At 72.2% G+C, this 22,889-nt stretch carries 15 protein-coding genes and 1 pseudogene; 10 read left to right on the top strand and 6 right to left on the bottom strand.

From position 1 onward, the window contains the following. Positions 1-54 precede the first annotated feature (54 nt). A complete protein-coding gene (locus ACFC51_RS11730) occupies positions 55-1,236 on the bottom strand; it encodes an ADP-ribosylglycohydrolase family protein (RefSeq protein WP_376377476.1) in 1,182 nt (393 codons plus the stop codon). 223 nt (positions 1,237-1,459) lie between these two features. Here ACFC51_RS11730 and ACFC51_RS11725 point away from each other — a divergent pair, with 223 nt between their 5' ends. The 3 genes from ACFC51_RS11725 to ACFC51_RS11715 all read left to right on the top strand — a co-directional run bounded on the left by ACFC51_RS11725 (position 1,460) and on the right by ACFC51_RS11715 (position 8,640). Continuing rightward, positions 1,460-2,191, top strand: coding sequence for a VIT1/CCC1 transporter family protein (locus ACFC51_RS11725; RefSeq protein ID WP_376528293.1), 732 nt, complete (start codon positions 1,460-1,462; stop codon positions 2,189-2,191). A gap of 436 nt (positions 2,192-2,627) precedes the next feature. Beyond that, positions 2,628-7,187 carry a glutamate synthase large subunit gene (gene gltB / locus ACFC51_RS11720; RefSeq protein ID WP_376528290.1) on the top strand — a complete coding sequence of 1,520 codons (4,560 nt, stop codon included), beginning with the start codon at positions 2,628-2,630 and terminating at the stop codon, positions 7,185-7,187. Beyond that, positions 7,180-8,640: a glutamate synthase subunit beta gene (locus ACFC51_RS11715; protein WP_376377470.1), complete on the top strand. Its 1,461-nt coding sequence runs from the start codon at positions 7,180-7,182 to the stop codon at positions 8,638-8,640. The genes gltB and ACFC51_RS11715 overlap by 8 nt, the downstream gene beginning before the upstream one ends. 153 nt (positions 8,641-8,793) lie before the next feature. On the opposite strand, the gene ACFC51_RS11710 is transcribed toward ACFC51_RS11715, so the two are convergent. From ACFC51_RS11710 to ACFC51_RS11700, 3 genes are all read right to left on the bottom strand, one after another. Next, a complete protein-coding gene (locus tag ACFC51_RS11710; RefSeq protein WP_376528288.1) occupies positions 8,794-10,041 on the bottom strand; it encodes an SLC13 family permease in 1,248 nt (415 codons plus the stop codon). Positions 10,042-10,131: 90 nt separating this feature from the next. After that, positions 10,132-10,872 carry a dienelactone hydrolase family protein gene (locus ACFC51_RS11705; protein WP_376377466.1) on the bottom strand — a complete coding sequence of 247 codons (741 nt, stop codon included), beginning with the start codon at positions 10,870-10,872 and terminating at the stop codon, positions 10,132-10,134. A gap of 245 nt (positions 10,873-11,117) precedes the next feature. Then, complete coding sequence (locus tag ACFC51_RS11700) at positions 11,118-12,032, bottom strand: rhomboid family intramembrane serine protease (protein WP_376528285.1); 915 nt, start codon at positions 12,030-12,032, stop codon at positions 11,118-11,120. Positions 12,033-12,368: 336 nt separating this feature from the next. Between ACFC51_RS11700 and ACFC51_RS11695 the strand changes: the two genes are divergently transcribed. From ACFC51_RS11695 to ACFC51_RS11680, 4 genes and pseudogenes are all read left to right on the top strand, one after another. Further along, positions 12,369-12,881 carry a pyridoxamine 5'-phosphate oxidase family protein gene (locus ACFC51_RS11695; RefSeq protein ID WP_376377462.1) on the top strand — a complete coding sequence of 171 codons (513 nt, stop codon included), beginning with the start codon at positions 12,369-12,371 and terminating at the stop codon, positions 12,879-12,881. Between the two features lie 59 nt (positions 12,882-12,940). After that, positions 12,941-13,538 (top strand): annotated as a pseudogene (locus tag ACFC51_RS11690) (TetR/AcrR family transcriptional regulator); the annotation flags it as partial. Between the two features lie 571 nt (positions 13,539-14,109). Further along, entirely contained in the window at positions 14,110-14,313 is a 204-nt protein-coding gene (locus ACFC51_RS11685; RefSeq protein ID WP_015607926.1) for a cold-shock protein, read from the top strand. Between the two features lie 198 nt (positions 14,314-14,511). After that, positions 14,512-16,221 carry a DEAD/DEAH box helicase gene (locus ACFC51_RS11680; RefSeq protein ID WP_376528283.1) on the top strand — a complete coding sequence of 570 codons (1,710 nt, stop codon included), beginning with the start codon at positions 14,512-14,514 and terminating at the stop codon, positions 16,219-16,221. A 45-nt stretch (positions 16,222-16,266) separates the two neighbouring features. Here ACFC51_RS11680 and ACFC51_RS11675 read toward each other — a convergent pair whose 3' ends face one another. Both ACFC51_RS11675 and ACFC51_RS11670 read right to left on the bottom strand, forming a co-directional pair. Next, a complete protein-coding gene (locus ACFC51_RS11675; protein WP_376372610.1) occupies positions 16,267-17,271 on the bottom strand; it encodes an ankyrin repeat domain-containing protein in 1,005 nt (334 codons plus the stop codon). A 104-nt stretch (positions 17,272-17,375) separates the two neighbouring features. After that, positions 17,376-18,281 (bottom strand): hypothetical protein, encoded by a 906-nt coding sequence (locus ACFC51_RS11670; protein ID WP_376372747.1) that lies wholly within the window; start codon positions 18,279-18,281, stop codon positions 17,376-17,378. A gap of 274 nt (positions 18,282-18,555) precedes the next feature. Between ACFC51_RS11670 and ACFC51_RS11665 the strand changes: the two genes are divergently transcribed. The 3 genes from ACFC51_RS11665 to pepN all read left to right on the top strand — a co-directional run bounded on the left by ACFC51_RS11665 (position 18,556) and on the right by pepN (position 22,687). Then, on the top strand, positions 18,556-19,332 hold the full coding sequence (locus ACFC51_RS11665; protein WP_376372613.1) for a trypsin-like serine protease: 777 nt from the start codon (positions 18,556-18,558) through the stop codon (positions 19,330-19,332). Positions 19,333-19,554: 222 nt separating this feature from the next. After that, positions 19,555-19,878 (top strand): chorismate mutase, encoded by a 324-nt coding sequence (locus ACFC51_RS11660; RefSeq protein WP_376372615.1) that lies wholly within the window; start codon positions 19,555-19,557, stop codon positions 19,876-19,878. A 217-nt stretch (positions 19,879-20,095) separates the two neighbouring features. Further along, positions 20,096-22,687 (top strand): aminopeptidase N, encoded by a 2,592-nt coding sequence (pepN, locus tag ACFC51_RS11655; RefSeq protein WP_376528280.1) that lies wholly within the window; start codon positions 20,096-20,098, stop codon positions 22,685-22,687. The last annotated feature ends 202 nt before the right edge of the window (positions 22,688-22,889 follow it).

Here is a 22,889-nt window from a genome sequence, read left to right as displayed (position 1 = left end):
GCGGGGCGGAGTCCGCCGGTGCCGTGGGGGCGCCCCGGGAGGCGCGGTCGCCGGTCACCGGGCGTCCTGCCGTGCGCCGGTGTCCGCACCGGGTCCGGCATGGACGGGTGTGTGCCAGGCGGGTGACCGCACCCCGGACGGCTGCCCGCCGGACGGTGGACCGGTCATCTCGTGCCGCGGGGAGCAGGGTGCAGCGGTGTGCTCCCGGCCCGCCGCCGACGCCTCCGGCGGTTCCTCCCCGTCGTCCGGGGTGAGGAGCTCCGCGATGTCCAGGACGTGGTACCCCCGCATCGACGGCAGGCAGCTGCCCCGCACCGGGCCGATCGCCGACGCCCACTCCCGGGGGATCGCCGACGCCCCGTGCAGAGCACCGGCCAGCGCCCCCGCCACCGCCGCGGTCGTGTCGGCGTCCCGGCCCATGTTCACGGCGGTGAGCACCGCAGCCCGGAAGTCGCCCCGCGCCGCTGTCAGGGCCCCGAAGGCCAGGCCCACCGCCTCGGGGGCCAGGTCCGTCCAGGGGTAGCCGCCGATCACCACGGCGGAGCGCACCGCGCGCTCCGCCGTCAGCCGGTCGGGGTACGGGCGCTGCGCCGCGGAGACCGCGCGGCGCAGGGAGCGGGCCGTCCAGGAGTCCATCGGCACGACCGAGAGCGCCGCGGCGATCACGGAGGCGAGTCCCGCCCCCACCATCGCGGCGGCGACCCCCGCCGCGACGGCCTGGCCGCCGTAGATGCCCTCGCCGTCATGGCTGACCCGCCCGTCCACCGCCACGAGCCGGGCGGCCTCGGCGGGCCGGCCCGCGGCGAACACCCCGAACGGTGCCGCCCGCATGGCGAGACCGTCGCTCCAGGCGTGCCGGTGCTGGGCCGAGATCGGCGCGGCGAGACCGCGCCGCAGATTCTCCAGCGTGCCGCGCTCGCTGAAACCGGCACCCCGGAAAGGACCCTCGTCCAGATCGGCGATCCAGTGGTGCCAGGCCCGCTCGACATGCGAGACGGTCAGGGCCGAACCGTGCCTGGCCAGCAGCAGTCCCGAGAAGATCGCGTACTCGGTGTCGTCGGTCCCCGCCGGATCGTCGCTGACGAAGCCCTCGATCCGGCCCCAGCGGCTGCGGATCTCGGACGGGCGCAGGTTCTCGGCGGGGGCGCCGAGGGCGTCCCCCACCGCGAGTCCCAGCAAGGCCCCCCGCGCCCGGTCAGCCGTGTCCGCCACCGGGCTCTCCGCCGTGAGCTCCATCGTCTCGACCCTCCGCTCCCACCCGGAACAACCGGATGTGCGAGGTTTCCCCGATCGAGGCGAAGAGAGGCCCTTATTTCGTACAAATCGTCCGCCCGGGTGAGGCTCCCGTGCCAGGTAAGTTCGGCCTTCCTTGCTGGCGGGAGCCATTTTTCGTGCGTATTTTCGACGGTGCGGAGCGGGAGAGAGTCCACGGGGTCCGCTCCCGGAAATGGGGAGAGCTGTGTCCATCATCGAGACCGACGCCGTCCTGCACGAGGCCCACCGCGACAACCACACCCACCGTGACGTCAACGGCGGCTGGCTGCGGCCCGCGGTGTTCGGCGCCATGGACGGCCTCGTCTCCAACCTGGCCCTGATGACGGGTGTCGCCGGGGGCGCCGTCTCCCAGCAGACCATCGTCATCACGGGCCTGGCCGGCCTCGCCGCCGGAGCGTTCTCCATGGCCGCGGGGGAGTACACCTCGGTCGCCTCGCAGCGTGAGCTCGTCGAGGCCGAGCTCGACGTCGAGCGGCGTGAGCTGCGCAAACACCCCAAGGACGAGATGGAGGAGCTCGCCGCGCTCTACGAGTCCCGCGGCGTCGAGCCCGCCCTCGCCCGCGAGGTCGCCCGGCAGCTCTCCAGGGACCCGGAGCAGGCCCTGGAGATACACGCCCGCGAGGAACTGGGCATCGACCCGTCCGACCTGCCCTCACCGCTCGTCGCTGCCGTGTCCTCCTTCGGCGCCTTCGCCCTGGGTGCCCTGCTGCCCGTCCTGTCCTACCTGCTCGGCTCCGACGCGCTCTGGCCCGCCGTGCTGCTCGCCCTGGCCGGCCTGTTCGGCTGCGGCGCGGTGGTCGCCCGGGTGACGGCGCGCACCTGGTGGTTCAGCGGACTGCGGCAGCTCGTGCTCGGCGGGGCCGCGGCGGCGATCACGTACGCTCTGGGCACGCTCTTCGGCGTCGCCGCAGGCTGAGGCCCACGGGGGCGTCCACGGCGCCCCCGGTCCCGGCCGGCGGGACTTACCGGGCGCCCCTCGGTGTTGCACCGGTGTGACGTACGTCTTGACGCACGTCACTGGGCCTACGGCGTAGGCCCGCCGTAAAGTGAGACGCTATGCAGCGCTACACATAAGTAGCCGTTACTCGGCGGTTTCGATTGCGTGGCCGCCGGGCAAGAGCCTCAGACACTCGCGGGCAACGACGCCTGCACTCTGCGGTCTCCCCGGGCAGTGATCCACAAGGGTCCCTCCGATCGTGACCCACCCGCACCACGACTCCGTGGTGTCCGCATGTTGGAACGGACTATTCGCTTTTTGAGAAGCGTTCCATCATGTAACCTGCACGAAATTTCGCAGAGGGCCAGCGTCGTCCCTCGGCACAGCACATGCCACGACGACGACGGGAGAGCCGATGCGTTCCGACGCCTGGTCGCCCATGGACGGTCGCCCTGTCCAGCAGGGGATGTACGACCCCCGTAACGAGCACGACGCCTGTGGTGTCGGGTTCGTGGCCACTCTGACCGGTGTGGCCAGCCATGAGCTGGTCGAGCAGGCGCTGACCGTACTGCGCAACCTCGAACACCGCGGCGCCACAGGATCCGAGCCCGACTCGGGTGACGGCGCCGGCATTCTCCTGCAGGTCCCGGACGCCTTCCTCCGCGAAGAGGCCGCGTTCGAGCTCCCCGAGGCCGGCTCCTACGCCGTCGGCATCGCCTTCCTCCCCGCGGACGACTCCACCGGAGCCGTCCAGCGGATCGAGAAGATCGCCGCCGAGGAGGGCCTCGACGTCCTCGGCTGGCGCGAGGTCCCGGTCACGCCGGACATCCTCGGCAACGGCGCCCGCGCCGTCATGCCCGATTTCCGCCAGCTGGTCGTCGCCGACGGGACGAGCACCGGCATCGCGCTGGACCGCAAGGCCTTCGTCCTGCGCAAGCGCGCCGAGCGCGAGGCCGGGGTGTACTTCCCCTCGCTCTCCGCACGCACGATCGTCTACAAGGGCATGCTCACCACCGGGCAGCTGGAGCCGTTCTTCCCGGACCTCTCCGACAGCCGCTTCGCCACCGCGGTCGCTCTGGTCCACTCCCGCTTCTCCACCAACACCTTCCCGAGCTGGCCGCTCGCCCACCCGTACCGCTTCGTCGCGCACAACGGCGAGATCAACACGGTCAAGGGCAACCGCAACTGGATGAAGGCCCGCGAGTCCCAGCTCGCCTCCGGCCTCTTCGGTGCCGGGAGCCTCGACCGGATCTTCCCCGTCTGCACCCCCGACGCCTCCGACTCGGCGTCCTTCGACGAGGTCCTGGAACTGCTCCACCTCGGCGGCCGCTCCCTGCCCCACTCGGTGCTGATGATGGTCCCGGAGGCATGGGAGAACCACGCCTCCATGGACCCGGCCCGCCGCGCCTTCTACCAGTACCACTCCACGATGATGGAGCCCTGGGACGGCCCTGCGTGCGTCACCTTCACCGACGGCACCCAGGTCGGCGCGGTCCTCGACCGCAACGGTCTGCGCCCCGGCCGCTACTGGGTCACCGACGACGGCCTCGTCGTCCTGTCCTCCGAGGTCGGCGTCCTGGACATCGACCCGGCCAAGGTCGTCCGCAAGGGCCGCCTCCAGCCCGGCAGGATGTTCCTCGTCGACACCGCCGAGCACCGCATCATCGAGGACGACGAGATCAAGGCGTCCCTGGCCGCCGAGAACCCGTACGAGGAGTGGCTGGAAACCGGCGAGATCGAGCTCGAGGACCTCCCCGAGCGCGAGCACATCGTCCACACCCACGCCTCGGTCACCCGCCGCCAGCAGACCTTCGGCTACACCGAGGAAGAGCTCCGCGTCCTCCTCGCCCCGATGGCCCGCACCGCCGGCGAGCCCCTCGGCTCCATGGGCACCGACTCGCCGATCGCCGCGCTCTCCGAGCGCCCCCGACTGCTCTTCGACTACTTCACCCAGCTGTTCGCGCAGGTCACCAACCCGCCGCTGGACGCCATCCGCGAGGAGCTCGTCACCTCGCTGCGCTCCACCCTCGGCCCCCAGGGCAACATCCTGGAGCCGTCGCCCGCGGCGTGCCGCGCCGTCACGCTGCCCTTCCCGGTGATCGACAACGACGAGCTGGCCAAGCTCATACACATCAACGCCGACGGCGACATGCCGGGAATGAAGGCCGCCACCCTGGCCGGCCTCTACCGCGTCAGCGGCGGTGGCGAGGCCCTCGCGGCCCGCATCGAGCAGATCTGCGACGAGGTCGACGCCGCCATAGAGGACGGCGCCCGCCTCATCGTCCTGTCCGACCGGCACTCCGACGCCGAGCACGCGCCGATCCCGTCGCTGCTGCTCACCTCGGCCGTCCACCACCACCTCATCCGCACCAAGCAGCGCACCCAGGTGGGCCTGCTGGTCGAGGCCGGCGACGTCCGCGAGGTCCACCACGTCGCGCTCCTCATCGGTTACGGCGCCGCCGCCGTCAACCCGTACCTCGCCATGGAGTCCGTCGAGGACCTCGTCCGCGCCGGTACGTTCATCGAGGGCATCGACGCCGAGCTGGCCATCCGCAACCTGATCTACGCCCTCGGCAAGGGTGTCCTGAAGGTCATGTCCAAGATGGGCATCTCGACCGTCGCGTCCTACCGCGGCGCCCAGGTCTTCGAGGCCGTCGGCCTCGACGACGCCTTCGTCGCCCAGTACTTCAACGGCACCGCCACCAAGATCGGCGGCGCCGGACTCGACGTCGTCGCCAAGGAGGTCGCCGCCCGGCACGCCAAGGCGTACCCCGCCTCCGGCATCTCCGCGTCGCACCGCGCGCTGGAGATCGGCGGCGAGTACCAGTGGCGCCGCGAGGGCGAGCCGCACCTGTTCGACCCCGAGACGGTCTTCCGCCTCCAGCACGCCACCCGCAACCGCCGGTACGACATCTTCAAGAAGTACACCGGCCGGGTCAACGAGCAGTCCGAGCGCCTCATGACGCTCCGCGGCCTGTTCGGCTTCAAGAGCGGCCGCGAGCCGATCTCCATCGACGAGGTCGAGTCCGCAGCCGAGATCGTCAAGCGCTTCTCCACCGGCGCCATGTCGTACGGCTCCATCTCCCAGGAGGCGCACGAGACCCTCGCCATCGCCATGAACCAGCTGGGCGGCAAGTCCAACACCGGTGAGGGCGGCGAGGACGCCGAGCGTCTCTACGACCCGGCACGCCGCTCGTCCATCAAGCAGGTCGCCTCCGGCCGCTTCGGTGTGACCAGCGAGTACCTGGTCAACGCGGACGACATCCAGATCAAGATGGCGCAGGGTGCCAAGCCCGGCGAGGGCGGTCAGCTGCCCGGCCACAAGGTCTACCCGTGGGTCGCCAAGACCCGGCACTCCACCCCGGGTGTCGGCCTGATCTCGCCCCCGCCGCACCACGACATCTACTCCATCGAGGACCTGGCTCAGCTGATCCACGACCTCAAGAACGCCAACCCGGCGGCCCGCATCCACGTGAAGCTGGTCTCCGAGGTCGGCGTGGGCACGGTCGCCGCGGGTGTCTCCAAGGCCCACGCGGACGTCGTCCTCATCTCCGGCCACGACGGCGGAACGGGCGCCTCGCCGCTCACCTCGCTCAAGCACGCGGGCGGCCCCTGGGAGCTCGGCCTCGCCGAGACCCAGCAGACCCTGCTGCTCAACGGCCTGCGCGACCGCATCGTGGTCCAGACCGACGGCCAGCTCAAGACCGGCCGCGACGTCGTCATCGCCGCACTGCTGGGCGCCGAGGAGTTCGGTTTCGCGACCGCGCCGCTCGTCGTCTCCGGCTGCGTCATGATGCGTGTCTGCCACCTCGACACCTGCCCGGTCGGCATCGCCACCCAGAACCCCGTCCTGCGCGAGCGGTTCTCCGGCAAGGCCGAGTACATCGTCAACTTCTTCGAGTTCATCGCCGAAGAAGTCCGCGAGATCCTCGCCGAGCTCGGCTTCCGCACGATCGAGGAGGCCGTCGGCCACGCCGAACTCCTCGACACCGAGCGGGCCGTCACCCACTGGAAGGCACAGGGCCTCGACCTCGAGCCCCTCTTCTACGTGCCCGAGCTCGCCGACGACGCGGTGCGCCACCGCGTCAACGAGCAGGACCACGGACTGGCCAAGGCCCTCGACAACGAGCTGATCAAGCTCGCCGCCGACGCCCTGGAGGCCGACAGCGCCGAGGCGGCCCAGCCCGTCCGCGCGCAGATCGCGATCCGCAACATCAACCGGACGGTCGGCACCATGCTCGGCCACGAGGTGACCAAGAAGTTCGGTGGTGCGGGCCTGCCCGACGACACCATCGACATCACCTTCACCGGCTCCGCAGGCCAGTCCTTCGGCGCGTTCGTGCCGCGCGGTGTGACGCTGCGCCTGGAGGGCGACGCCAACGACTACGTCGGCAAGGGCCTTTCCGGCGGCCGCGTCATCGTCCGCCCGGACCGCGGCGCGGACCACCTCGCCGAGTACTCCACCATCGCCGGCAACACCATCGGCTACGGTGCGACCGGCGGCGAGCTGTTCCTCCGCGGCCGGACCGGCGAGCGCTTCTGCGTCCGCAACTCCGGTGCCACGGTCGTCTCGGAAGGCGTGGGCGACCACGGCTGCGAGTACATGACCGGCGGTCACGCCGTCGTCCTGGGCGAGACCGGGCGCAACTTCGCCGCGGGCATGTCCGGCGGCATCGCGTACGTCATCGACCTCGACCTCGACAACGTCAACACCGGCAACGTCGGCGCCGTCGAGACCCTCGACGACACCGACAAGCAGTGGCTGCACGACGTCGTGCGCCGCCACCAGGAGGAGACCGGATCCACGGTCGCCGAGAAGCTGCTGGCCGAATGGGACTCCGCGGTCGCCCGCTTCAGCAAGATCATCCCGTCCACCTACAAGGCAGTGCTCGCCGCCAAGGACGCCGCTGAGCTCGCCGGTCTCTCCGAGCAGGAGACCACCGAGAAGATGATGGAGGCGGCGACCAATGGCTGACCCCAAGGGCTTCCTGACCACCGGACGCGAGGTCGCCCAGACCCGCCCCGTCGGCGAGCGCGTCAAGGACTGGAACGAGGTCTACGTTCCGGGATCACTGCTCCCGATCATCAGCAAGCAGGCCGGCCGCTGCATGGACTGCGGCATCCCGTTCTGCCACAACGGCTGCCCGCTCGGAAACCTCATCCCCGAGTGGAACGACTACGCCTACCGCGAGGACTGGTCGGCGGCGTCCGAGCGTCTGCACGCCACGAACAACTTCCCGGAGTTCACGGGCCGCCTGTGCCCCGCTCCGTGCGAGTCGGCGTGCGTCCTCGGCATCAACCAGCCGGCCGTCACCATCAAGAACGTCGAAGTCAGCATCATTGACAAGGCGTGGGACAGCGGCGACGTCACCCCGCAGCCGCCCGAGCGGCTCTCCGGCAAGACCGTCGCCGTCATCGGCTCGGGCCCGGCGGGTCTCGCCGCCGCCCAGCAGCTGACCCGGGCCGGCCACACCGTCGCCGTCTTCGAGCGCGCGGACCGCATCGGAGGACTCCTCCGCTACGGCATCCCCGAGTTCAAGATGGAGAAGTCGCACATCAACCGCCGCATCGAGCAGATGCGCGCGGAAGGCACCAAGTTCCGCACGGAGGTGGAGATCGGCAAGGACATCGACGCCGCCAAGCTCCGCCGCCGCTACGACGCGGTCGTCATCGCGGCCGGCGCCACCGTCTCCCGCGACCTGCCCGCCCCGGGCCGTGAGCTGAACGGCATCCACTTCGCCATGGAGTACCTGCCGCTCGCCAACAAGGTGCAGGAGGGCGACCTGACGGTCTCCCCGATCACCGCCGAGGGCAAGCACGTCGTCGTCATCGGCGGCGGCGACACCGGCGCCGACTGCGTCGGCACCGCCCACCGGCAGGGTGCGGCCTCCGTCACCCAGCTGGAGATCATGCCGCAGCCGGGCGCGGAGCGTAACGCCAACCAGCCCTGGCCGACCTTCCCCATGCTCTACAAGGTCACCTCCGCGCACGAGGAGGGCGGCGAGCGGCTGTACTCCGTCTCCACCACCCACTTCGAGGGCGACGAAGACGGCAACGTCCAGTCGCTCCACCTCATCGAGGTGGAGTTCAAGGACGGCAAGCTGGAGCAGAAGCCCGGCACCGAGCGGGTCATCCCGGCCCAGCTCGTCACCCTGGCCATGGGCTTCACCGGCACGGACCAGGCCAACGGCCTCGTCCAGCAGTTCGGCCTCGACCTCGACGAGCGGGGCAACATCGCGCGCGACGAGAACTACGCGACCAACGTCGACGGCGTCTACGTCGCCGGTGACGCCGGCCGCGGCCAGTCCCTCATCGTGTGGGCCATCGCCGAGGGCCGCTCCGCGGCACGCGGCGTGGACCGCTTCCTGACCGGGGCGAGCGCACTGCCCGCCCCGATCCGCCCGACGGACCGTTCCCTGATGGTCTGACCACGGCACACAGACGTCCCGTACAACGGCGTACGGAACTGAACGCGGCGCTCGCCCCGTCCCCGACCGGACAAGGCGAGCGCCGCGGCGCGTCCGGGCCCGTGCGGGCTCAGCCGACCAGCGCCAGCGCGCCCATGGCGGCCCCGTGCGGGCTCAGCCGACCAGCGCCAGCGCGCCCACGGCGGCCAGCGTGCCCGTCACCGCGAGCACCAGACCGGTCCCCATGAACCGGCCCATGGCGATCCGCGTCCCCTGCCAGCGGCACCGCTCGAACCACAGCAGCGTCGCCAGCGACGCCCACGGGGTGACGAGCGGCCCCACATTGACGCCGATCAGCAGGGCCAGCAACTGCTGCTGGTTCCCCGCAGGCACGACCGCCTCGCCCGCCAGATACGCCGGCAGGTTGTTCAGGACGTTCGACAGCCCCGCCCCCACCGCCGCCGTCCGCAGCATCCCCACGAAGCCGTCGTCCGTGCCCAGCAGCGACTCCAGCAGCTCGTGCAGGCCCTGCGCGTCGACCGTCTGCACCACCAGGAACATCCCCGGGACCAGGACCAGCAGCCGCCACGGCACCAGCGACAGCCGCAGCTCCTGCCTGCGCCGCACGGCGAACGCCACCACGACCACCACCATCGCCGTGAGCGACGCCGACCAGAGCGGAACGTCCGCGACCAGGATCGCCAGAAGGAAACCCGCGCACGCCACCGCGCAGATCCGCAGCAGGACCGGATCCCCCGGCACCGGAGCGCCCGGCGGGGTGTACCGGTCGGAGCCGCGCCGGCCGCGCCGCCAGTAGAAGACCCACAGGCACACCGCCGTCACGGCGATCGCCGCGAGCTGGGGCAGCCACATCACCGCGGCGAGACCGGACGGCGAGAGCGCCACCCGGTCCGCGGCCAGGAGATTGGTCAGATTCGAGACGGGCAGCAGCAGGCTCGCGGTGTTGGCGAGCCAGACCGTCGTCATCGCCAGCGGCACCGCGGCGATCCCCACCCGGCCGGCCAGCGCCAGCATGACCGGGGTGAGCAGCACCGCCGTGGTGTCCAGGTTCAGCGTGATCGTGGTGAGCGAGGCGAACAGCACGCACAGGCCGAAGAGCAGTGGATACCGCCCCCGTCCCGCGCGCGCCACCCAGGCCGCCACCACGTCGAAGACCTGCGCACGGCCCGTCAGTTCGGCCATCACGATCACGGTCCCCAGGAACACCAGCAGCGGGCCGACGCGCCGCATCTCCGCAGCGGCGGGTTCCGGGGGCAGCAGCCCGGTCACCACCGCGAGCAGTCCCAGGACCAGCAGGACCCCCGCCGTCCAGTCGAGCGGGTGCAGTCGCCGGAGAAGGCCGCGCGGCCCCTCACCGGGCCCGCCGGCCCCGGGTTCCCCCGCCGAGAGATCTCTTGCCATGGGACGATGATCCCAGAAGGCGGACTCACGCCGTGGACCGGCGAGTTCGCCGTCCCCCTCCAGGGCGCGGAGGGGGACGGTCCCGGGGCCTCAGCCGGCGGACAGCGTGCGTCCCAGGAGGGGCAGCAGGCGGTCCCAGTGGCGCCGCAGGGCGGCAGGGTCGAAGGCGTCGGTGTCGGACATGGTGAAGCCGTGCACGGTGCCGGGATACACCTCGGAGGTGTGACCGGTACCCGCCTTCTCCAGGGCCCGGTCGATCTCGCCGAGGGATTCGGGCGTCATGTCGCCCTCGGCGTGGCCGAAGTGGACCTGGGCGGTCAGCCCGGCGAGGCCGCCGGGCCCGTCGGCGCCCACGGGGGCGTGGAACGCGGCGACGGCGGCCACCCGCCCGGGGTGGGCCGCGGCGGTGCGGACCGCGAGGAGCCCGCCGATGCAGTAGCCGGTCACCCCGACCGGTCCGGCACCGACCTCGGGCCGGCCGGCGAGGAACCGGAGGTAGGCGTCGGCGTCGCTCAGGGTGCGTTCCGCCGTGTGCGCCTCGATCAGGGGCATCACCCGGGCGAAGATCCCCGGCCTGGCCTCCTGCCCGATGTGGTCGGGCAGCTCGACCACCGGTGCCGGGCCCTCCCGGTAGAAGAGGTTGGGGACGAGCACGTGGTACCCGTGTCCCGCCAGCTCGCGGGCCATGTCCCGCAGCACGGGCCGGAGCCCGAAGCCGTCCGGATACATCAGTACCCCCGGGTGCCGCTCACCGTCGTCGGGGAAAGCGGCGAAGGCGTCTGCCCGGCCGTCCGCGGTGGGAATGAGCAGGGTCCGTGTCTCGGTGCGCATGAGTTCTCCTGTCGTGGTCGACGTGTCGAGCCGGGGTCGGCACGACAGGAGGCGGAGCCCGCGCCGCGGCGCGGGACTCTTCGTCATGGTGCGGGCCGGCGTCGGCCCGTACGGCGCTCAGGGGAGCGCCGGGTCACCGATCCGTGTGTGGCACGAGGCCGTCCCGGTAGTCATCGCGCCACAACGTAGTTCACCGGGCAGGACCCCTGCCACCCCCGAGTCCCCCCGCACGCCCGGGAAACCTGTCAGGCCGCACCCGTCAGGGAAGCCGTCCGTACGGCGACCACAGCGGCCAGCAGCAGCACCAGGAGCGCCCCGCCGGCCAGCTGGGCCGCGGACGTCCGGAGCCTCGCCGGGGCGTACGCGAGTCCGTACGTCACCAGGCCGCCGGTCACCAGACCGCCGAGGTGGCCCTCCCAGGAGGTGAACACGGCGGAGATCACCATCCAGAGCAGGAAGCCCGCCATGAAGCGGTTGACCGGCCCCATGTCCCGGCCCAGCCGGCGGTTGATGACGTAGAAGGACGCCGCCAGGCCGAAGATCGCCCCGGACGCGCCGACCGCCGGTGTCTCCGGCGACACCAGGTACACCAGGACCGAACCGCCCACCGCGGACAGCAGGTACAGAGCGAGGTAGCGCACCCGGCCGAGCTGGCCCTCCACGATCCGGCCCAGGTTCCACAGGGCGAGCATGTTGAAGACCAGGTGCATCACACCGAACGACGCGTCGGGCGGAAGATGCAGGAACGCCCCCGTCAGCAGCCGGTACCACTCCCCGTAGGCCACCCCCGCCGGCTCGTAACCGGGTCCGGTCCAGCCGTCGTACACGTACAGCTTGCCGTGGGGCCCGATCAGCGCCGTCCCGACCATCCCGAACCGGTCTACCGTCCCGGACCGTACGACCTGGACGACGTACGCCGCGATGTTCAGCGCCATCAGCACGTACGTCACCACCGGCGCCGAGGCACCCGGCACCTCGCCGCCGAACAGCGAGCGGGCCCGGCGGACCGAACGCTGCCCCTCCTTCACGCACTCCACGCAGTGGTGTCCGACCGACGCCTCACGCATGCAGTCGGGGCAGATGTACCGGTCGCAGCGCGTGCACCGCACATACGTCTCGTACGCGGGATGGCGGTAACACGTGGTGGCGGCGGCCTCCATGGCCGGCTCCTTCATTCGTGGACGGGGAGAAGGGCCGCCGGGGGCGGCGGCGCTCAAGATAGCGAACACGGCCGGGAGCGGCGCACCTGGGTGCCGGGGCGCCCTGCACGCGGAACTCCCGCGGCCACCTGGGCAGAAGCGCCCCGCCCGGATCGGAGGACCGCCACGGCGGCCGGCCCGCCGCGGCCGACGTGCCGGCCCCATGTCCCGGCCCGGACGGCGGCCTGGCACGCAGGTCTTCCGGCCCGGCCCGGTCACCACGAGGCGGAGCCCGATCCGATGACGCGCCACGCATCACGACACAGGATGTCGTGTATTCGGGGTTCGATGGGTCCCATGGCATCGAACGTGACACCGAGTACGTGGCAGGACTTCCGCGCGGCGGAGCCCGCTCTCGCCGACACCGTGCGGAAGCGGTTCCAGCAGTACAAGCACCACGTCCTCGCGACCCTGCGCGCGGACGGCTCCCCCCGGGTCACCGGCCTGGAGGTGGAGTTCCGGATGGACGCGATGTGGTTCGGCATGATGCCGAACTCCCGCAAGGCGCTCGACCTGCGGCGCGACCCCCGCTTCGCGATCCAGGCCAACCCGGGGCCGGACGCGGAGATGGCCGACGGGGACGTCCGTGTCTCCGGACGGGCCGTGGAGATCACCGACCCCGAGGTGCTGGCCCGCTTCGTCGAGGAGGTGACACCGCCGGAGCCCTTCCTCCTCTTCCGCGCCGACCCCGCCGAGGTGGTCCGGACCGGGCTCGACGGCGACGACCTCGTCGTACGGGTCTGGCGGCCCGGCCACCCGCTGCGCACCCTGCGCCGGGGGGCCGACGACACCCCCGTCCGCGAGTCCTGACGCCCTGACCTGGGGCCACGCGGTGCCGGGTGCCGCGTGGCCGGACGGACGAGGGGGGAGTGCCCACCAGGAATAAGTCCACGGCGGCCTCCCGTCCCGGGCGCCGCCCCGAGCTGCCGGCCGTCGCCGCGGAGGTCTTCGCCGCACAGGGGTACGACGCCACCACCGTCCGCGGGATCGCGGACGGGGCCGGGATGCTCGCCGGCAGCCTCTACCGCCACGTCGATTCGAAGGAATCGATGGTCGACGAGATCCTCTCCCACTTCCTCGCCGGGCTGCGCACCGCCCGCGACACCGTCCTGGGCGCCGGTCTCGGCCCCCGGGAGACCCTCGAAGCGCTGGTCACCGAGTCCCTCCGCCACATCGGGCGCCACCGCGCCGCCGCCGCGATCTACCGCACGGAGTGCGCCTCGCCGCCCGGCCCGGTTTCCAGCACCTCGCCGACGCCCGGCCGTCGATCGCGCAGGCCCTGACACGCACGCTGGAGCGCGGCGTCGACGAGAAGGGGGGTCCCGCGGACCTGGGCACCGGAGCCGCCGGGCGCCTCGTCCATGACGCGGTACGGGGCGCCGCCGCCCGGCCTGTGGAGGCGTGCCCGATCCGGGGGATCTCGCAGGCCCGTATCCCGCCCTCCTGCTGGACGGCCTCGCGCCCCGCGCCCGACCTCCGTACGGGTGGCCGGCACGCCACCCGCTGGAAGGTGCCGCGGCGGCGGATCCGGCTGGGCGGGGGCGCCCGGTGGCACCCGATCGGCCCAACCCGGCCGGGAAACCGTCCGTCCTCCCCGCCGGCGCCCCGCACGGGCGCCGCTATGGCATCCGGGTGAAACGGACTCCCGAACGACGGCTCCGGCGCAGGGATCCGGCGGGCTCGGCATCCCCATCGGAACGAGGGATTCCGGCAGCCTTCGAAGCGGGCGCAACCCTTGGGGGAACAGAGCGGGAAGCAGCCGGGAACGATTTCGGAACCCGCCCTGAACGACCTCCGCCGGCGTCCCGCCCGACAGGTTTTCCGGCGCGCCGACACGGTCCGATCTGCCGCCCGACGACAGAACGTGCTACGGTTGCCGAGTTGCAGTTTTGGTACCCATGAACTTTATGTGCGCCTGACGGGAACTTTCCTCAGGCGCTTTATTGTTTTCCGGCTTTCTCCGGATGGGGCTCAATGCGGCGACTTGGAATTCGTAAAGTGCGGATTTCCGGCACTGCACCTCTTTTAGGAGAATGACATGGCTACTGGAACCGTGAAGTGGTTCAACTCGGAAAAGGGCTTCGGCTTCATCGAGCAGGACGGCGGCGGCGCCGACGTCTTCGCCCACTACTCCAACATCGCCACCCAGGGCTTCCGTGAGCTCCAGGAGGGCCAGAAGGTCTCCTTCGACGTCACGCAGGGCCAGAAGGGCCCGCAGGCGGAGAACATCGTCCCGGCCTAATTGCCGGACGCGTACCTCGCAGCCGGGGCCCGCACCGTGAAGGTGCGGGCCCCGGTTTGTGCTGTTTCCGGCTCGTCCCGTCCTCGGTCAGGCTCCGCCACCGGGACATCTGCTCTGTGCTTGCATCCTGGGGCGCACATCCAGCAGACCTCAGCAGCCGGCAGTAACCCCAGGAATCCCCCAGGAGGGCAATTCCGTATGACCCGCTCCGAACGCCAGGACCGTCCGACCCGCAACCGCCCGATAAGGGGCCGCGGCACGGACCGGGCACAGGCGACCACCCGAGGATCCGGCAAGGCACCGGCCCGGCGCAGGCCCGCGCCCGCCCAGGGCGGCGAGTTCGCCCTGCCCGAGACCCTCACCCCCGCACTGCCCGCCGTCGACGCGTTCGCCGAGCTGGACATGCCCGCCGCGCTGCTGAAGACCCTCGCCGCACAGGGCGTGACCGACCCCTTCCCCATCCAGGGCGCCACCCTGCCGAACTCGCTGGCCGGCCGGGACATCCTCGGCCGCGGCCGCACCGGCTCCGGCAAGACCCTCGCCTTCGGCCTCGCGCTGCTCGCCCGCACCGCGGGACGCCGTTCCGAGCCGCACGCCCCGCTCGCGCTCGTCCTCGTGCCCACCCGCGAGCTCGCCCAGCAGGTCACCGACGCGCTGACCCCGTACGCCACCTCCGTGAACCTGCGGGTCGCCACCGTCGTCGGCGGCATGTCGATCAGCAGGCAGTCCGGCGCGCTGCGCCGAGGTGCCGAGGTGCTCGTCGCGACGCCCGGCCGCCTCAAGGACCTCATCGAGCGCGGTGACTGCCGGCTCGACGAGGTCGCGATCACCGTCCTCGACGAGGCCGACCAGATGGCCGACATGGGCTTCATGCCGCAGGTCGTCGGGCTGCTCAAGCAGGTCGAGCCCGACGGGCAGCGGATGCTGTTCTCCGCGACCCTCGACAAGAACATCGACCGCCTGGTCAAGATGTTCCTCACCGACCCGGTCGTGCACTCCGTCGACCCGTCCGCCGGTGCGGTCACCACGATGGAGCACCACGTCCTCCACGTCCTGGACGAGACGGACAAGAAGGCCGTCGCCACGAAGATCGCCGCCCGCGAGGGCCGGGTGATCATGTTCGTCGACACCAAGCGCGCCGCCGACCGCTTCGCCAAGCGGCTTCTGGCCAGCGGTGTACGGGCCGCGGCCCTGCACGGCGGGCGGTCCCAGCCGCAGCGCAACCGCACGCTCGACCAGTTCAAGAACGGCCAGGTCACCGCCCTCGTCGCGACGAACGTGGCGGCGCGCGGCATCCACATCGACGACCTGGACCTCGTCGTCAACGTGGACCCGCCGACCGACCACAAGGACTACCTCCACCGCGGCGGGCGCACGGCGCGCGCCGGGGAGTCGGGCAGCGTCGTCACGCTCGTGCTTCCCGAGGAGAAGCGCGACATGACCAGGCTGATGCAGGACGCCGGCATCGCGCCGCGCACCACCCGCATCAAGTCCGGCGACGAGGAGCTCAGCCGGATCACGGGCGCCCGTGAACCCTCCGGCGTCGCCGTCGTCATCGAGGTGCCTCAGCCGGTGCAGCCCAAGCCGCGTACGCGCGGCGGCGGCCAGGGCTCCGGCTCGGCGGCGGGCGGCTCCTTCCGCTCGGGCAGCCGGGGCCGCGGCCGCCGCGGCGGGACGGGCGCGGGCCCGGCCGCCGCACAGGGCGGCGCAGGTGGCGCCTCCCGCGGTGGCACCGGTGGCGGCGCGCGTGGCGGCGCCGGCGGTGGCGCTTCCCGCGGTGCTGCGGGCGGGGGCGCGGCCCGCGGTGGTGCGGGCGGCGCGGGCGGATCCGCCCGTGGGGCCGGGGCCGGCCGGGCCGCCGGCACGGGACGCGGCAGCGCCCCCGGCCGCGGACGCCGGGCGGCATGACCACCGGGCGCGGTGACCGGCTCCGGCCGGGCACCGCGCCCGTTCTCATTCCGCGGGCGCGTCCTCGTACCCGCCGAGCGCCCGCACCGCCGCTTCGGCCGGCACGGGAGCCCCGGTCCGGGCCAGCTCCCGCAGCAGCGGGACCGCCCGCGCGGCGAACGGCTTGCCGCCGGCACGGAATCCGAGCCGCGCCAGCACGTCCGCACCGAACGCCTGCCGCAGCGGCTCCCCGCTCGCCGTCCAGGCCGCCGCCGCCTGGAACGTCTCCTCGTCGCCGCGCAGCCTGAGCGCCTCCACCGCCACCAGCCAGTTGTCCAGGCCGGGGTCCCCTCCCCGCAGGGCCCGGACGGCCAGCTCCTCGAACGGGGCCCGCAGGCCCAGCTCGGTCTCCAGCAGCGTCGCGATCGCCCCGTGGCCCGTCTGCAGGTCCTGCGAAGCGAACGGCTCCCCGCCGCGCAGCAGTTCGACGGTGACGGTCACTCCGCCGTCCACGCGTGCCCGGCGCACCGCGCTCTCGGGGCCCGTGTCCCCGTACGCCTCCCGCAGCGCGGCGCGCAGCTCCTGCTCCACGTCCAGCGTCAGCATCCGCCGCGCCTCCTCCAGTGCGGGGGAGCGGCCCCGGGCGCCCCGGAGCAGCAGCGCCCGCACGGTGTGCACCGATCCCCGCCGTGCCGCCACCACCAGCGGGACCTCACCCTGCGGGCCGGGCAGATCCGGGTCGGCGCCGTGGGCCAGGAGGGCCTCCGCGACCCGTGCGTGACCGAGACCCGCCGCCCAGCGCAGCGCGGTGAAGCCGAACTCCTCGCTGAGATCCGGGTCGGCCCCCGCCGACAGGAGCGCCTCGGCGACCTCGGTGTGGCCGCCGCACGCCGCCCCGCAGAGCGGCAGGTCGCCCGCCTCCGGCCCGCTCGCCCTGTCCGGGTCCGCACCCGCCGCGAGGAGCAGCCGGACCGCACCGGGCAGGTCCTGCACCGACGCCAGATACAGCGCCGTCGTCCCCTCCTCGTCGGCCGACTCGGCGGAGGCGCCCGCACGCAGCGCTTGCACCACGGCGTTCTCATCCTCGTACAACGCCTCGAAAAGGGCCCTTGCACCCCCAACCTGACCGTTTGTCATACACCGACCCTACGGCCACCCCGGGGCGTGGCGGCTCCTCAGGTGTCGCAGTCCAGGACCGTGCGGCACAGACCGCACCGGGCCCGTGTCCGCCCCCGGACCGGGACGCGGACGCGCTGGTGGCAGGTGGGACAGGTGAACGAGACCCGGAGCCCGTCCGCGCCGCTCTCGAAGGCGTACGGGACGGACGGGTCGGCGACGGATCCCGGGTGGTCCCCGGCGTGGCGGCGGTCCCTGGCGTAACGGCGCCTGCCCGCCCGGCCCGCGGCCGTCAGCGGTGGCCGCCGCAGATCGCGCAGGGCCTCGGCGCGGCCCTCGGTGTAGGCCGTGTACGCCTGGGGGCTGGTGAACCACACGGAGGGGTCCTCGTCGAACACGAGCGCCCGCTTGGCCAGCACGTACCCGAACTCCTCGGGGGTGAGATAGCCGAGCTTCTGGCTGGAGACGGCGTCCTGGCGGAAGGCGTCCAGCAGCAGCCAGCCCGCGCCGAGATACGCGGTCACCGTGTCCGTGAGGATCTCGTTGTCGCGGGTGCCGGGGAGTTCGAGCCCCAGCCGGTGCAGCAGCACATGGGTGATCTCGTGCGCCAGCGCGGCGCCGATGTCCCTGCGGTGCGTGCGGAAGCGGTCGTTGAGCTCGATGAAGTACTCCGGGCCCGCAGTCAGTTCGACGCTCGCGGCGTGTTCCATCCGCCGGAATCCCACGACGACACGGGCCTGAGGCAGCCGCAGGTGCCGCACCAGGGCGCCCGCCACCCGCTGGGCGCCGAGGTGCAGGTCGTCCACGTCGGAGAAGGCGGCGTCCACCGGGGCGAGGCTCGTGGCGTACGCCCGTACGCCGTCGGGGGAGATACGCCGGTAGAGCGCGGTGATCGCGGACCGTACGGCGTCCAGGTGCGGGAACCCGTGGACCACCGGCCCCCCTCCGCCGCTCACGTCGCTCACGTCGCTCACGTCGCTCACGTCCGAACCCCCATCGACGGCGCCCAACGGACCTTCACTCTAAGCCGGTCCGGGGGAGAACGGCCGGGATGCGACGGGTGGCCCTGGCCGGAAACCCTGCCTTGTGACAGCGGTGATCGCTTCCCGATAATCGGAGCGTTCTTGTCGAGAGCATGCTGAGAATTGACAAGCTCGTGCTCCTGACCAGGACACGCACGCCCGCACGCCTGCACCTGCACCCCCCACCTCCACCCCCCACCGAAAGCAGGCACAGCCCGTGAAGCAGCTGCTGCGCACCCTCAAGAGATGCTCCGTCATCGCCGCGGTCGCCCTCGCGACCCTCAGCCTCCAGCCGTCCGGCGCCTCCGCCGCCCCTGCACCCGTCGTCGGCGGAACCCGCGCCGCCCAGGGCGAGTTCCCCTTCATGGTCCGGCTCTCCATGGGCTGCGGCGGCGCCCTCTACAGCCCGACCGTCGTCCTCACGGCCGCCCACTGCGTCAGCGGATCCGGCAACAACACCTCCATCACCGCCACCGCCGGAACCGTCGACCTCCAGTCGTCCTCCGCCGTCAAGGTCCGCTCCACCAAGGTCCTCCAGGCGCCCGGCTACAACGGCGTCGGCAAGGACTGGGCGCTGATCAAGCTCGCCCAGCCCATCAACCAGCCCACCCTGAAGATCGCCACCACCACCGCCTACGACTCCGGCACCTTCACCATCGCCGGCTGGGGCGCCGCCACCGAGGGCGGCGGCCAGCAGCGCTACCTCCTCAAGGCCACCGTCCCCTTCGTCTCCGACACCACCTGCCGCCAGGCCTACGGCAGCGACCTCGTGCCCAGCGAGGAGATCTGCGCCGGATACGTCAGCACCGGCGGCGTCGACACCTGCCAGGGCGACTCCGGCGGCCCCATGTTCCGCAAGGACAACGCCGGAGCGTGGATCCAGGTCGGCATCGTCAGCTGGGGCGAGGGCTGCGCACGGCCCGGCTACCCCGGCGTCTACACCCAGGTCTCGACCTTCGCCTCGGCGATCGCCTCGGCCGCCTCGACCCTCTGACCCGGCCCACACCCTGACCGCTCCCGGGGGCACCCGTCGCACCGACGGGTGCCCCCCCCGCCCCGCTCGGGGAGGGGCGGCGACGGACAGGCCCCGAGCAGGGCGGGGGAGGCCCCACCCGGCGCCCCGGGAGGGGTACCCGGGCAGGACTCCCAGGTGGGAGGTCCGCGGCCCACCCCTCCGTCGGGCGGCCCACGACCGGTGCGTCTAAGCTCGACGACCATGACCACGAGCGACACCGACGAGTACGTCACCGCCGAACTGAACCGGCTCCGCGAGAGCATCGACAACATCGATGCCGCAGTCGTCCACATGCTCGCCGAGCGTTTCAAGGCCACCCAGCAGGTGGGCCACCTCAAGGCCGAGCACCACCTGCCGCCCGCCGACCCGGCCCGCGAGGCACGCCAGATCGCCCGCCTCCGCCAGCTCGCCGAGAGCGCCAGACTGGACCCCGCCTTCGCCGAGAAGCTCCTGAACTTCATCGTGGCCGAGGTCATCCGCCACCACGAACGCATCGCGGAGGAATCCGCCACCCCCGACGCCTGACCCCGTCGCCCCGAGGCACCGGCCCGGGAGCCGCGCAGCCCCCTGCCGGCACCGGCCCCGGGGCCCCGCGGCAGCCGCCCCTCCCGACCCGCGCCCCGGCCGTCCCCCTCACGGGACCCACGGCCCGCCGGACACCGGGCCGGGCACACAACCGCCCGCGTCAGCCCTGCGAGAACCCCACTGCACAGCCCAGGAGCCGTACGGCAGCATGGGCGCCATGTCCGTACTGACGCGCAACGAAGCGCAGACCCGCGCCCAGCTCCTCGACGTGCACCGCTACACCGTCGACCTCGACCTCACCACCGGTGACGAGACCTTCGGCTCCCGCACCGCCATCCGGTTCACCGTGCACACGGCCGGGGACACCTTCGTCGAGATCAAGCCGGAAACCCTGCGCTCGCTCAGCCTCGACGGACACCCCCTCGACCCCGAACGCCTCGACGGCAACCGCTACCCCCTGGACCGCCTCACCGCCGGCCCCCACGAACTCACCGTCGACGCCACCATGCGCTACTCCCGCACGGGCGAGGGCATGCACCGCTTCACCGACCCCGCCGACGGCGAGACCTACGTCTACACCCAGCTCTTCATGGAGGACGTCCAACGCGTCTTCGCCGCCTTCGACCAGCCCGACCTCAAGTCCGTCTTCGACATCACCGTCACCGCGCCCACCGGCTGGACCGTCCTCGGCAACGGCACCGCCACCCAGGCCGGCGACGGCCGCTGGACCATCGCCCCCACCCCGCCCGTCTCCACCTACCTCGTCGCCGTCGCCGCGGGCCCCTGGCACTCGGTCACCACCACCCACGCCGGCCTCCCCTTCGGCATCCACTGCCGCCGCTCCCTCGCCCCCCACCTCGACGCCGACGCCGACGAGATCCTCGACATCACCCGCGCCTGCTACGACCGCTACCACGAGAAGTTCGACGAGCCCTACCCCTTCGACTCCTACGACCAGGCCTTCGTCCCCGAATTCAACGCCGGCGCCATGGAGAACCCCGGACTCGTCACCTTCCGCGACGAATTCGTCTACCGCTCCGCCGTCACCGACACCGAGCGCCAGACCCGCGCCATGGTCATCGCGCACGAGATGGCCCACATGTGGTTCGGCGACCTCGTGACCCTCACCTGGTGGGACGACATCTGGCTCAACGAGTCCTTCGCCGAGTACATGGGCTACCAGACCCTCACCGAAGCCACCCTTCCCCGAGCTCTCAACTCCGCTCGAGCAGGGGAGACCCCATACCCCGACACCTGGGTCGAATTCGGAGTCTCCCGCAAGGGCTGGGGCTACGACGCCGACCAGCGCCCCACCACCCACCCCGTCGCCCCCGACCCCGACGCCGTCCCCGACACCGCCTCCGCCCTCCTCAACTTCGACGGCATCTCCTACGCCAAGGGCGCCTCCGCACTCCGCCAACTCGTCGCCTGGCTCGGCGAGAAGGACTTCCTCGCCGGCATCAACACCCACTTCGCCCGCCACAAGTTCGGCAACGCCACCCTCGCCGACTTCATCGACAACCTCGCCACCGCCACCGACCGCGACGTCCACACCTGGGCCGCCGCCTGGCTCCGCACCACCGGCATCGACACCCTCACCGCCCACGTCGAGAACACCGGCCACAGCTGGAACCTCACCGTCGACCACGCAGGCACCCGCCCCCACCGCATCGCCGTCGGCACCTACGACCACAGCCTCGACACCCAGACCGGCACCGAACAACTCGTCCTGCGCAACCGCTTCGAACTCGACATCCCCCAGGACGGCACCCCCGCCACCCAGCCCGGAAGCCGCCCCGACCTCGTCGTCCTCAACGACAACGACCTCACCTACGCCAAGATCCGCCTCGACCCCGACTCCTGGAACACCGCCCTCACCCATCTCTCCGGCATCCCCGACGCCCTCACCCGCGCCCTCCTCTGGAACACCGCCCGCGACCTCGTCCGCGACGGCCTGCTCCACCCCACCGCCCACCTCACCGCGGCGCGCACCCACCTCCCCTACGAAACCGACCTCGCCCTCGTCCAAGGCGTCCTCGGCTTCGCCTCCACCCAGATCGCCGACCGCTACCTCCCGCCGCAGGACCGCCCCACCGCCCTCGCCACCCTCACCTCCCTCTGCCGCGACCTCCTGCGCCGCACCGAAGGACTCACCGCCAAGGACTGGGAACAGGGCCCCGCCACCACCGCACCCGGCAGCCCCGACCCCGGCCTCCGCCTCACCGCCGTACGCCACTTCATCGACGCCGCCACCCAGCCCGACACCATCCAGGACTGGCTCGGCGAAGGCACCGTCCCCGGCGGCCCCGAACTCGACCCCGAACTCCGCTGGCGCATCCTCACCCGCCTCGCCGTCCTCGGCGCCACCGACGAGGCCGCCATCGCCCGCGAACTCGACCACGACCCCAGCGCCACCGGACAGGAAGGCGCCGCCCGCTGCCGCGCCGCCCTCCCCACCACCGACGCCAAAGCAGCGGCCTGGCACGCCATGTTCACCGCCGACACCCTGTCCAACTACCTCTTCACCGCCACCGCCCAAGGCTTCTGGCAGCCCGAACAGGCCGAACTCCTGCGCCCCTACACCGCCCGCTACTACCCCGACGCCATCGCGCTCGCCGCCCGCCGCGGCCCCGCCATCGCCGAAGCCGCCGGACGGTACGCCTTCCCCGTCCACGCCGTCGACCAGGACAGCATCCGCCTCGGCGAACAGGCCCTCGACGACCCCGCGCTCACCCCCGCCCTGCGCCGCAAGCTCACCGACCAGATCGACGACCTCCGCCGCGCCCTCGCCGTACGCGACACGCTCTGACCCCGGGCGGCACCACCCGCCCCGCCCCCGTGCCCGGCCCCCTCACCGAAGGAGGCCGGGCACAGCCATGCGAACGGCGAACGCCTATACCAGCCTCACCGCCCCCCACGCCCCCGCACTGCACCGCAGTACCCCTTTCGGGTCCGAATCGTTGGGCTCTTCGGCTGCCCCCTCCGCAAACCGGACAAGCTGGCACGACCGC

It is taken from the genome of Streptomyces sp. NPDC055962 (genome assembly GCF_042270185.1).
Lineage (GTDB): Bacteria > Actinomycetota > Actinomycetes > Streptomycetales > Streptomycetaceae > Streptomyces.
This window is presented reverse-complemented; position numbering and strand designations above follow the sequence as displayed.